Below are 11,180 nucleotides of genomic sequence, written 5' to 3' on the forward strand. Positions count from 1 at the left end.
CAGCTCCCACATTTGCTTAAACGTACCATGGCCTGACAGATCACCGTTGCCAGCCTCTGGGGGGTTGACGTCAGTTCTGTATGGCCCCATCCACCAACCGCACAAGCCCCAACGGGTTCCCTTCCTGTAACGCCGCCGGCAGCAATTCATCCGGGCAGTTCTGGTAACACACCGGCCTCAGAAACCGATCGATCGCCAAACTCCCCACCGACGTGCCACGCGCATCCGACGTGGCCGGGTACGGCCCGCCATGCACCATCGCATCGCACACCTCCACCCCCGTCGGGTAGCCGTTGAACAACACCCGCCCAACCTTCTGCTCCAACAACGGCAACACCTGCGCATGCCGCGCCAGGTCCTCGGCATCGGCAATCAAGGTCGCCGTCAACTGCCCATGCAGGCCCTGCAAGGCACGCTGCAACTCGGCCTCGTCGGCCACCTCGACCAGCACCGTGGTCGGCCCGAATACCTCCTCCTGCAGCAACGGATCACCCACCAGCAACAGGCTCACGTCCGCCTTGAACAACTGCGGCTGGGCCTGGTTGCCCTGTTGCGCGCGCCCGGCCAGGTGGGTGACGCCCGCGTGCGCCTGCAGCGCCTGCACGCCCTTGGCGTAGCTGCGCAAGGTGCCGGCATTGAGCATGGTCTGCGCCGGCTCCTCGGCCAGCACCGCCGCCAGCCGTTGGGTAAACGCCTCGAACGCCGGCGAGCGAATGCCGATCACCAGCCCCGGGTTGGTACAGAACTGCCCGCAGCCCATCACTACCGACGCCGCCAGCTGCGCCGCAATGCTCTCGCCACGCGCCTGCAACGCCGCTGGCAACATCAGCACCGGGTTGATGCTGCTCATCTCGGCAAACACCGGTATCGGCTGTGGTCGCGCCGCAGCCATGTCGCACAGTGCTCGCCCCCCTTTGAGCGACCCGGTAAAGCCGACTGCCTGGATCGCCGGGTGCTTGACCAGCGTTTCGCCCACGCCAGCCCCATAGATCATGTTGAACACGCCTTTGGGCATGCCGGTCTGCTCGGCAGCGCGGATGATTGCATCGGCCACCTGTTCGGCCGTGGCCATGTGACCGCTATGGGCCTTGAACACCACCGGGCACCCGGCCGCCAATGCCGCCGCGGTATCGCCACCGGCAGTGGAGAACGCCAGCGGGAAGTTGCTGGCGCCAAACACCGCCACCGGCCCTACGCCGATACGGTACTGGCGCAGGTCCACCCGCGGCAGCGGCTGGCGCTCGGGCAGCGCATGGTCGATGCGCGCGCCATAGAAGTCGCCGCGTCGCAGCACCTGGGCAAACAGACGCATCTGCCCGCTGGTGCGCCCGCGCTCGCCCTTGATACGCGCGGTGGGCAACGCCGTTTCACGCGTCACCAGGCTGACGAAGTCGTCGTCCAGGGCATCCAACTGCTCGGCAATCGCGTCGAGAAATGCGGCCCGCCGCTGCGCCGGCAAGTTGCGAAACGCAGGGTAGGCCGCCGCTGCCGCACGCGCGGCAGCGTCGACTTCCTCGGCCGTGGCCTGGGTGAAGGTGAAGGGCAAGGCGTCACCGCTGCTGGCGTCATGGCTGTGCAGGGTGACGCTGCCGGCAGCGCTGCGCGCACCGCCGATGTAGTTGTGGCCGATGATCTCGGTCATGCAGAACTCCTGTTGGAAGAGTGTAGGGTCAGGCCAGCGAGTTGCCCCGCACGGGCACGGTGTCGCCACTGGCGGCTACGCGCGCGGCCGATTCGGCGTCGACCTGGTGCAGCGACTTGCCACGGGTCTCGCGGGTCAGGCCGACGGCCACGATGGAGATCGCCGCAGCGCCCACCAGGTACCAGGCAATCGGCGTCGAGCTGTTGTATTTGTTGAGCAGGGTGATGGCGATCAGCGGGGCCAGGGAGCCGGCGAAGATCGGCGCCACCTGGTAGCACAGCGACAGGGCGGTGTAGCGCACATGGGTCGGGAACATCTCGGCCATCAGGGCAGAGTAGGGCGCGTAGGTCATCGATTCGATGGCCAGGCCCAGGGTGATCGCGGCCATGATCAGCCAGTTGTTGCCGGTGTCCATCATCGGGAAACCGACAAAGCCCCAGAACGCCGTGAGCACCGCGCCCACCAGGTACACCGGCTTGCGCCCCACCAGGTCAGACAGGTAGCCCATCAGCGGGATCAGGAAGAAGTGCAGCAGGTGCGCACCGAACATCAGCAGCAGGATCTGCGAGGTGTCCTTGTGCACCACCAGCTTGAGGTAGGTGATCGAGAAGGTCACCACGGTGTAGTACAGGATGTTCTCGGCAAACCGCGCGCCGATACCTACCAGCACCGATCGCCAGTGGTGACGCAACACTTCGACCACCCCCAGCTGCTGCACCTTCTGCTGTGCCTGGCGCGCCTGGGCCTGCTTGAAGATCGGCGCATCGTCGACGCTGGTACGAATCCAGTAGCCGATCAGCACCACCAGCGCCGACAGCCAGAACGCCACGCGCCAGCCCCAGGCCAGGAACTGCTCTTCGCTCAGGGTGGTCGACAACGCCAGCAGCGCCACCGTGGCCAGCAGGTTGCCGGCCGGTACGCCGGCTTGCGGCCAGCTGGCCCAGAAGCCGCGGCGGTTGTCGGGGCAGTGCTCGGACACCAGCAGGATCGCGCCGCCCCATTCACCACCAAAGGCGAAACCCTGGATCAGGCGCAGCAGTACCAGCAGGATCGGCGCGGCGTAGCCGATGCTTTCGAAACCGGGCAGGCAACCCATCAGGAAGGTGGTGATGCCCACCACCACCAGGCTCAGTTGCAACAGGCGTTTGCGCCCGAACTTGTCGCCGTAGTGGCCGAACACCAGGCCACCCAGCGGGCGGGCCAGAAAGCCTACGGCGTAGAGTGCAAAGGCGGCGATGATGCCGTCGATGGGGCTGTCGGTCTGGCGAAAGAACAGCTGGCCGAACACCAGTGCCGAGGCCGTGCCATAGAGGAAGAATTCATACCATTCGGCGACGGTACCGGCCATGGCGGCCGCTACCACACGCTTGAGGCCCGCCGGGGCGTTGGTTGCGCGGGAGGTGGAGTGTGCAGTGCTCATGCTGGCGTTTCCTGTGTATGCGCAAGACAGAAAAACAGGCGCGCCGGGCGGGCACTCAGGCAGAGGCCCGGCCCGGCACTCACTCAGAGGCCGACATCCGGCAGTTCAGGGCGGTTGGCCAGGGCCTTGGCCATGATCTGCTCGACGAGCTCGCGGTCGTCTTTTGGCAGCGCCAGGCGTGGTGGGCGGGTGAGGGCGCTGCCGCGACCGGCGATGGCTTCACACAGCTTGATGCACTGCACCAGGTCGGCGCGGGCATCCAGGTGCAGGATCGGCATCAGCCACTCGTAGATCGGCATGGCTTCGGCAAAGCGGCCGGCCTTGGCCAGGCGGAAGATCGTCTCGCCTTCTTTGGGGAACACGTTGGACATGCCCGATACCCAGCCTTCGGCGCCCACCGCGATGCTTTCGAGCACCACGTCGTCAAGGCCTGCGAACAGCACGAAGCGGTCGCCCACTTCGTTGCGCACATCGATGAAGCGGCGGGTGTCGCCGGAGGAGTCCTTGAAGCACACCACGTTGTCGCAGTCGGCCAGGGAAATCAGGATGTCCGGGGTCACGTCGTTTTTGTAGATCGGCGGGTTGTTGTAGACCATCAGCGGCACGTCGGCGTGCTTGGCCACGTAGCGGTAGTGCTCGGCGGTCTCGAACGGCTTGGAGCCGTACACCAGCGCCGGCATCAGCATCACCCCGTCCACACCCACCTTGCGCACCGCGTTGGCCACCTTGGCCGCCTGCACGCTGGTGAACTCGGCCACACCGCAGATCACCGGCACACGGCCGCGCGAGGCGTCGACCGCCACTTCGGTCACGGCAATCTTTTCTTCGGCGGTGAGCGAGGTGTTCTCACCCACCGAACCGCACACCACCAGGCCCGAGACACCGTCGCGGATCACGTTGGAGATCACCTGATGGGTCTTTTCCAGGTTGATGGAAAAGTCGTCGTTGAATTGGGTGGTGACCGCTGGGAACACGCCACTCCAGTTGATGCGCTTGCTCATTGGTTGTCTCCGCTGGTTGTTAGTATTTCGTATACGATATTTTAAGTGTGTGGATCAGGCCAGCGATATTTCGCGTATTTCACTGACCTTTTTTCTTAGTGTTTTCGAATCAGGGGGTTAGCGATCAGGCGCCGGGCCAGGTGTCCGATAGCCGGTAGCCCTGGGGCCACGGATCGGCCGGGTCGAGCAGCAATTGATGGGTACCGGTGATCCAGGCGCGCCCGGAAATGCACGGGTAGATCGCGGCGCGGCCGGCCACTTCGGTCAGCGAGTCGATACGGCAATGGAACTCCGAGCCCAGAATCGAGCGGCCGATGAAACGCTCGCCCACGTGCATCAGGCCCTTGGCCTGCAACACCGCCATGCGTGCCGAACAGCCGGTGCCGGTGGGGGAGCGGTCGATCTTGCCGGGTTGGATAACCACGGCATTGGCGCCGGTGGCGACACCGTTTTCCTTCACGATGGGCGCGGCGATCTGGCAGAAGGAGATGTGCGACCAGTCGGGGTTGAGCGGGTGCACAAAGCCCAGTTGTTCATTGGCGGCGCGGGTGATCTTCAGGCCCACCTCGACCAGTGCTGCCGCTTCGTCGGGGCGGATGGCGAAACCCAGGCGATGTGCGTCGGCGATCACGAAGCTGTCGCCGCCGTAGGCGGTATGGACCTGCAGCGAGCCCAGCCCCTCGACCTCGATCCAGGCGTCCAGGCGGTCGGCGAAGGAGGGCACGTTCTTCACCTCCACGCGCTGCACCTTGCCGTCGCGACACTCGGCCACGGCTTCGATCAGGCCGCCGGGGGCTTCGAGCACCAGTCGGGTCTGCGGTTCGGTCATCGGCAGGATGCCGCTGTCGAGCAGCACCGTGGCCACGCACAACGAGTTGGAGCCGGACATCGGCGGGGTGTCGGCGGGCTCCATGATGATCCAGCCCATCTGCGCCAGCGGGTTTTTCGGGGGCACCAGCAGGTTGACGTGGCGAAACACGCCGCCGCGGGGTTCGTTGAGCACGAAGTTGCGCAGCGTGTCGTCGCGGGCGATCCAGCGCGACTGTTCCCAGAGCGTGTCGCCCGGTGGTGGCGCGACGCCGCCGACGATCACGTCGCCGACCTCACCTTCGGCGTGGCAGCTGACTACATGAATCACCTTGGATGAACGCATTGCCTGGCTCCTGATCTGTGCTGTGGCCTTCGCTGGCAAGCCAGCTCCCACAGGGTTTTGTATGCGCCGTAGAACCCTGTGGGAGCTGGCTTGCCAGCGAAGGGGCCCTTGGTTACTTCACTGACTTGAGAAACGCCGCCGTCTCCGGCTGCATGGGATTGCCGATCACCTGGTCCGGCGAGCCGATCTCATGCACCAACCCGTTGCGGAAAAACGCCACCCGGTCCGACACATCCCGCGCAAAACGGATCTCGTGGGTCACCAGCACCATGGTCATGCCGTCTTCTGCCAGCATGCGCATGGTGTCCAGCACCTCGCCCACCAACTGCGGGTCCAGCGCCGAGGTCGCCTCGTCGAACAGCATGTAGTCCGGCGACATCGCCAGCGCCCGGGCAATCGCCATGCGCTGCTGCTGCCCGCCCGAGAGCTTGCCGGGGAAGGTCCTGAACTTGTCGCCCAGGCCCACGTGCGTCAGTTGCTTGATGGCCAGCGCCTCGGCTTGTTCCTTGCTCTTGCCCAGCACCTTGCGCGCGCCAGCATCACGTTCTCCAGCACGGTCAGGTGCGGGAAGGCGTTCCACTGCTGGAACACGATGCCGATCTTCTGGCGCAGGCGGTTGAGGTCGGTGGCCTTGTCGTGCACCTCGATGCCGTCCACGCGAATGCTGCCCTTCTGGATCGGCTCCAGGCCGTTGATGCACATCAGCAGGGTCGACTTGCCCGAGCCCGAACCGCCGATGATCGAGACCACCTCGCCCTTGTTCACGGTCAGGCTCACGCCCTTGACCACTTCCAGGTCACCGAAGGATTTGTGTACGTTGTTGATCTCAATCATTTTCTTGCCACCTTCTTTCCAGTCGGGCGCCCAGGCGAGCGACCACCAGGCTCATGACGTAATAGATGAGGCCCGCGATGCACAGCACCAGCAGGGGTTCCTGAATGCGCGTGACGATGGTTTGCGAGGCGCGCAGCAACTCGACGATGCCGATCCACATCACCAGGGCGGTGTCTTTCATCACACTGAGCACCAGGTTCAGCCAGCCGGGGAAGGCCACCCGCGAAGCCATCGGCAGCACGATCCAGCGCAGGTCCTGCAGGTAGCTCAGGCCCAGCGAACGGCTGGCCCGGCGCACGCTGGGCGGCACCGCCAGCACGCCGCTGCGCACGATCTCGGTGAAGTACGCCGCGGCGTACACCCCCAGCACGATGCAGCCCACGCTGAAGGCGCTGATGTTCAGCCCCACGATGCTCTTGAACGAGTTGAACAGCACGAACTGGATCAGCAGCGGCACGCTGCGAAACACATCCAGCACCCACGCCAGCGGCAGGCTGGCGCGCGGCATCAGGGCGCGCAGCAGGCCGAACACCAGGCCGGCCAGCGAGCCCAGGATGATCGCCCAGAAGGTCAGTTGCAGGGTGACCCAGGCCCCGTCGAGCAGGAACAGCATGTCGTTCCAGGTAAAGCTTGTAGCAAACATGGTCAGCTCCTCAGTAACGGAACAGCCGCCAGGCCATCAGCCGGGCCACCGCGACGATCAGCTTGGCGATCAGGTAATACAGCACCGCTGCCAGGGCGAAGTATTCGAAAGTGCGGAAGGTCTTGACGTTGTAGTCCTGGGTCACGCCGGTGAGGTCGTTGTTGAGCCCCACGATCACCCCCAGCGAGGTCATCAGCACCGCCCACACCATCTGGTTGCTCAAGGGGTAGAACACCACGCGCAGCAGCTGCGGCACGATGATCATGCGGTAGGCCTGGAACGCGCTCATGCCCAGCGAACGCGCCGCACGCATCTGCGTGGTGGGCACCGCCTTGAGGCCGCCGCGAAAGTTCTCCGCCAGGTAGCCGGCATTGTTGAAGGTGATGCCGGCCAGCAGGGCGAACCATGAGCTGACGTGCAGCCCCAGCGAGCCGAGGCCGAAGTACAGGATGTAGATCTGGAACAGCGATGGCGTGTTGCGCGCGATCGACACCCAGGCATTGCCGATACCGCGCAACACCGGCTGCTGCGCTTCGCGCATGACCGTGAGGGCCAGCGCGATCAGCGTGCCGAGGATCATCGACAGCGCCGCAGTCTCGAACGTGACCCATGCGCCGCTGAGCATGTCGGGCAGGGCCCGCAGGGCCGAGCGCCATTGGAAGGTGTAGTCAAACATGCGCGGGGCTCTCCAGTGGGGCGGCAGGTTGCAGCCAGGCCGGCAGTTGGCCGCTGGCCGTGCCGGCACAGGCCGCCTCGACGCAGGCGCCAAGGCTGGCGAAATGCACCGGCCGGCCAGCCAGCCCGGGGGCGTAATGGGCGTATTTGCCCGAATTGGTCATCAGCGTGCGCGCGCCCGGCGGGATTACCGGCTCGCCCAGCATGCACCAGCAGGTATCGGTCACCAGCAGCGCGCCGAAGGCCTCGATCGGTTCGAGGTGGCCGGCCGCGCGCGCCTGCTCCAGCACCGCGCGACCGCAGGTGATCACCAGGCTCACCGCAGGGTGTCGCGTGCGCCCGCGGCACAGGCGCGCCAGCTGGGCAAACTCGCTCAGGGAAAAGTGCGGGTTGCCCAGCGAGATCAGGTCGACATGGCTGTCGCGGGCACTGTTGAGTTCGTGCCAGCTGGCCAGCAGGTCGGCCAGGGTGATCGACACTACCGGTAACACCTCACCGGCATCGACCACGTCGGCGGGCACCTTCGCCTCGGGCGTCACCCCGGCAATATGGAACAGCGGCGCCGCCGAGGTGGTGGCGAACGCTGCACCGAATGCCTTGAGGTCGTCCAGGTTCGGAGCAAAGCGTTCCAGGCCTTGCACCAGCGGGATCTGACTGCCGACCAACGCCCCGATATGGTAGCCCAGCAACGGGTAGAACGCATCGTCGAGGTGCTCGAGTGGCGGCAGTTCGATCTGCACGCGGGCCTTGCGTTGCGCCTCCAGGTGGCAACCGATCAGCGGCGCACGGCCGGTCAGGGCGATGCAGATGTCCAGGTAGTCGGGGTATTTGAGGGTACGTGCACCGAGCACGCTGTTGGCGTACACCACGGCATTGGACTCGGCCCACACGATCTGCTCGCCCGCCTTGGGCGCGCTGTCGAGCAGGTAGGGCGCGCAGGTGTAGCTGAGCTGTGCGCCCATCGCCATGTAGGCATCGCCCAGGGCACTGGCCGGTACACCGAGTGCCGCGTCGATGCCCAGTTCACGCCAGCGGCGCTGGTCCACGGAGATTGAATTGAGGGTGGTGGGCACGCGCACTTTCGCGCCCCACTGCACCAGTTGTTCAGCAAAGCGCAAGCTCGCCGGGCCGGTATAGATGCACCCGTCGATATGCGCCTGGGTCACGTCCACCAGCTGCGTGGCACCTTGCAGTTCGGCCATGCGCAGCACGATCTGCATGGCGACCTGCGCGGCTTTGCCGTGCTGGCCGTCGAGCAGCGCCTGGTCGAGGTCGGTCAGGCGCAGCGCGCTGGCGACCGGCGCCGCACTGGCCTGCTCGGCCTGGACGCTGGCGGTGGGTGGCTGGTCGAACAGCGCCAGCCGTTCGCCCTGTACCTGTGCAAAGGCCTTGCCGCGCAAGGTGGCGAAGGCCTGCTGGCCGATGCACAGCACCGGCAGCGAGCGCTGGAACAGCAACTGCGCCACCAGCACGCCCAGCGTGAGGATCTCATCGGGTTCGGCCAGCACCAGTGCTGCCGGTGCATGGCCGTTGCTGATCAGCTCCATCATCACACTGCTGCCGGTGCACGAGCCGCGGCCACTGGGAATGGCCAGCACACGGCCGGCCAGGTGCTGGCCGCTGAGGGGGTGGTGACGGTCGATGACCTCGCCGGTGAAGGCGTCCACACCTCCCCAGAAACTCAGGCCCACCTCGGCGAACAGCAGTTCGCCGCAGGCTGCGCCATCGACCAGGCTACGCCCGTTCAGGGCAGTGCGGTGGCTGGGCATGCCAGGCACCTCAGTAGTAGACGTGAGGAACGGTGAGGTCGGTCGGCGGGATCTCGGTGCCGACCCATTTCACGAACAGCTCCTTGTAGCGGCCGCTGCGCACCTGCTGGTTGACGAACAGGTTGAGGTAGTTGATCAGGCCATACTCGCTGCGCTTGGCACCCAGCGATACATAGTCGATCACGTACGGCGCGTTACCGGCGATCTTCAGGTTCTTGTACTTGCCCGACTTGAGGGTGGCGGCGGCGACGGTGTTGGTCACCACGGTGGCATCGATATGGCCCTGGGCGACGGCCAGGATGGTGTCGTTCTGCGACTGGTAGGCGCGGAAGCTGCCGCTGCCCCATTGCTTGACGTCCTTCTCCAGCGCGATGGCTTCATAGGTGCCGCTGGTGTTGCCCAGCGCCTTGCCCTTGATGTCGTCGAAGCTGTTGATACCGGTGTTGTCGCGGGTCAGCACGACCATCTGGAAGGCGAAGTACGGCACGGTGAGGCCGACCGTCTTGGCGCGCTCCAGGGTGTCGGAGGTGGAGGCGACGATCACGTCGGCACGGCCCGAGACCAGTGCCGGAATACGGTCGGGGAACGGCGTCTCGACCACCTCGGCATCCACCCCGAGCACCTTCGCCAGGTCGTTGCAGTAATCCACGTCGAGCCGGCCGGCTTGTTGGCCTCGTCACGGAAGCCCATGGGCGGGAAGTCCAGGGTCACGGCGCAGCGCAGCTTGCCCGAGCCGATGATGTCATCGAGTTTGTCGGCCTGGGCGGTGGCCACGAATGAGGTACTGAGAACAGCGCTGAGGGCTACGGCAAAAGCGGGGTTTTTCATAGAGGCCTCGTGGGGATGGTGTGCTGTTGGCAAGCTTATTGTGAATTTCGTATACGATATTTGTTTAGCAATGCGCGTGCCTGTTTTGGCCCGCGCTGCAGAATTGTTGTGCGCCCCTTGAGCCAGGGGACTTGCAGCGAGGTGACAGGTAAACCGGAGGGCGTTGTACGCAGCGGGTGAGGCGGTGGGGGTGTTACATATGGGAGCAACGCGCGGGCGAGCGCCCCTTAAAGGAACACTCGCCGCTCAGCGGCGCAGCTCGCGGTACTGGCTGGGAGACAGGCTGGTCAACGCGCGGAACTGGCGGCTGAAGGCGCTGTGGTCGGTGTAGCCGCAGTGCAGGGCGATCTCGGTGATCGGCTGGTCGGTGTGCTGCAGCAGGCGCGAGGCTTCTTCGAGGCGCACCTTGTGGATCATCTGGCGCGGGGTGAGCTGGAACACGCGCTTGCAGTTGCGCTCCAGCTGCGCCGCCGACAGGCCGGCAATGGCGGTGAGTTCGGCCAGGCTGACAGGCCGCGCGAAGTGCTGGCGGATATGCGCGTCCACTGCGGCCAGGCGGTCGAAGCCGGGGTGGCTGGCCTGTGGCGCCTGCAGGTCGCGGGAGATGCCGGCCAGGCCGACGATGCGCGAGTGCGCATCGAACAGGGCCAGCTTGTGGGTCAGGCACCACACCGGCTGGTTGCCGTAGTACAGGTGCAGTTCGAGCTGGTCGCTCAGTTCGCGCCCGCTGCCCAGCACGCGAAGGTCCTGCTCGGTGTAGAGCGGGCCGAAGCGTTCGGGGAACACATGCTCGGCGGTCAGCCCGAGCAACTCGCGGGTGTGCTTGAAGCCGCAGCGTCGTGCCAGCGTCTGGTTGACGAAGGCGTAGCGGGCCTGGGTGTCCTTGATGAAGAACACCACGTCGGTCAGCGTATCGAGCAGCGGTGCGATCGGTTGCAGGCTGCTGAGCAGGCTGGGCAAGTCGCAGGGGGTAAGGCTGTTGAGCGAAACGTACATGGCGCCGGCGGTCTGGTGAGCACCTGCGGGATCATAGAGCGCGACGCCGCTGCCGAAACCCCTGGCGGCCGATTCATGCCGGCGGGGTGCGTCCAGGTTCATCAAGGTCTCGATGCGCGCCGGGCTGAACGGTGGGCGCGGCGCCGAGGGCTGCCAGCCGAACAGGTGCTGCAGCGCGCTGCCGCATACCCGGCCCTGGCAGGCGCCCATGCCGCAGCG

8 protein-coding genes and 3 pseudogenes are annotated in these 11,180 nt (G+C 65.5%); all 11 read right to left on the minus strand.

Translation table 11 applies throughout. From position 1 onward, the window contains the following. Positions 1-70 precede the first annotated feature (70 nt). Positions 71-1,642, minus strand: a complete 1,572-nt coding sequence (locus tag G3436_RS17525; protein ID WP_163947426.1) for an aldehyde dehydrogenase (NADP(+)) — start codon at positions 1,640-1,642, stop codon at positions 71-73. A gap of 28 nt (positions 1,643-1,670) precedes the next feature. After that, a complete protein-coding gene (abaF, locus tag G3436_RS17530) occupies positions 1,671-3,062 on the minus strand; it encodes a fosfomycin efflux MFS transporter AbaF (RefSeq protein WP_163947429.1) in 1,392 nt (463 codons plus the stop codon). A gap of 83 nt (positions 3,063-3,145) precedes the next feature. After that, positions 3,146-4,063 (minus strand): dihydrodipicolinate synthase family protein, encoded by a 918-nt coding sequence (locus G3436_RS17535; protein ID WP_163947432.1) that lies wholly within the window; start codon positions 4,061-4,063, stop codon positions 3,146-3,148. A 124-nt stretch (positions 4,064-4,187) separates the two neighbouring features. Beyond that, complete coding sequence (locus G3436_RS17540) at positions 4,188-5,216, minus strand: trans-3-hydroxy-L-proline dehydratase (protein WP_163947434.1); 1,029 nt, start codon at positions 5,214-5,216, stop codon at positions 4,188-4,190. Positions 5,217-5,328: 112 nt separating this feature from the next. Next, a pseudogene (locus G3436_RS17545) lies at positions 5,329-6,050 on the minus strand (amino acid ABC transporter ATP-binding protein). Then, a complete protein-coding gene (locus tag G3436_RS17550) occupies positions 6,043-6,693 on the minus strand; it encodes an amino acid ABC transporter permease (protein WP_163947437.1) in 651 nt (216 codons plus the stop codon). Before G3436_RS17550 ends, G3436_RS17545 begins: the two are co-directional and overlap by 8 nt. Positions 6,694-6,703: 10 nt before the next feature. Further along, positions 6,704-7,369 (minus strand): amino acid ABC transporter permease, encoded by a 666-nt coding sequence (locus G3436_RS17555; protein WP_163947439.1) that lies wholly within the window; start codon positions 7,367-7,369, stop codon positions 6,704-6,706. Next, entirely contained in the window at positions 7,362-9,137 is a 1,776-nt protein-coding gene (gene lhpI / locus G3436_RS17560; RefSeq protein WP_163947441.1) for a cis-3-hydroxy-L-proline dehydratase, read from the minus strand. The genes G3436_RS17555 and lhpI overlap by 8 nt, the downstream gene beginning before the upstream one ends. 10 nt (positions 9,138-9,147) lie before the next feature. After that, positions 9,148-9,965, minus strand: a pseudogene (locus G3436_RS17565) (ABC transporter substrate-binding protein). Positions 9,966-10,211: 246 nt separating this feature from the next. Further along, positions 10,212-10,961 carry an AraC family transcriptional regulator gene (locus G3436_RS17570; RefSeq protein WP_163947444.1) on the minus strand — a complete coding sequence of 250 codons (750 nt, stop codon included), beginning with the start codon at positions 10,959-10,961 and terminating at the stop codon, positions 10,212-10,214. Positions 10,962-11,063: 102 nt separating this feature from the next. Further along, positions 11,064-11,180: pseudogene (locus G3436_RS27780) on the minus strand (bacterioferritin-associated ferredoxin); the annotation flags it as partial.

It is taken from the genome of Pseudomonas brassicae (assembly GCF_010671725.1).
In the GTDB taxonomy this organism is placed as follows: Bacteria; Pseudomonadota; Gammaproteobacteria; order Pseudomonadales; family Pseudomonadaceae; genus Aquipseudomonas; species Aquipseudomonas brassicae.

What these genes read in the sequence shown, in the direction of transcription:
- G3436_RS17525 (WP_163947426.1), bottom strand. Translation starts at nt 1,642, where the DNA reads ATGACCGAGATCATCGGCCACAACTACATCGGCGGTGCGCGCAGCGCT.
- abaF (WP_163947429.1), bottom strand. Translation starts at nt 3,062, where the DNA reads ATGAGCACTGCACACTCCACCTCCCGCGCAACCAACGCCCCGGCGGGC.
- G3436_RS17535 (WP_163947432.1), bottom strand. Translation starts at nt 4,063, where the DNA reads ATGAGCAAGCGCATCAACTGGAGTGGCGTGTTCCCAGCGGTCACCACC.
- G3436_RS17540 (WP_163947434.1), bottom strand. Translation starts at nt 5,216, where the DNA reads ATGCGTTCATCCAAGGTGATTCATGTAGTCAGCTGCCACGCCGAAGGT.
- G3436_RS17550 (WP_163947437.1), bottom strand. Translation starts at nt 6,693, where the DNA reads ATGTTTGCTACAAGCTTTACCTGGAACGACATGCTGTTCCTGCTCGAC.
- G3436_RS17555 (WP_163947439.1), bottom strand. Translation starts at nt 7,369, where the DNA reads ATGTTTGACTACACCTTCCAATGGCGCTCGGCCCTGCGGGCCCTGCCC.
- lhpI (WP_163947441.1), bottom strand. Translation starts at nt 9,137, where the DNA reads ATGCCCAGCCACCGCACTGCCCTGAACGGGCGTAGCCTGGTCGATGGC.
- G3436_RS17570 (WP_163947444.1), bottom strand. Translation starts at nt 10,961, where the DNA reads ATGTACGTTTCGCTCAACAGCCTTACCCCCTGCGACTTGCCCAGCCTG.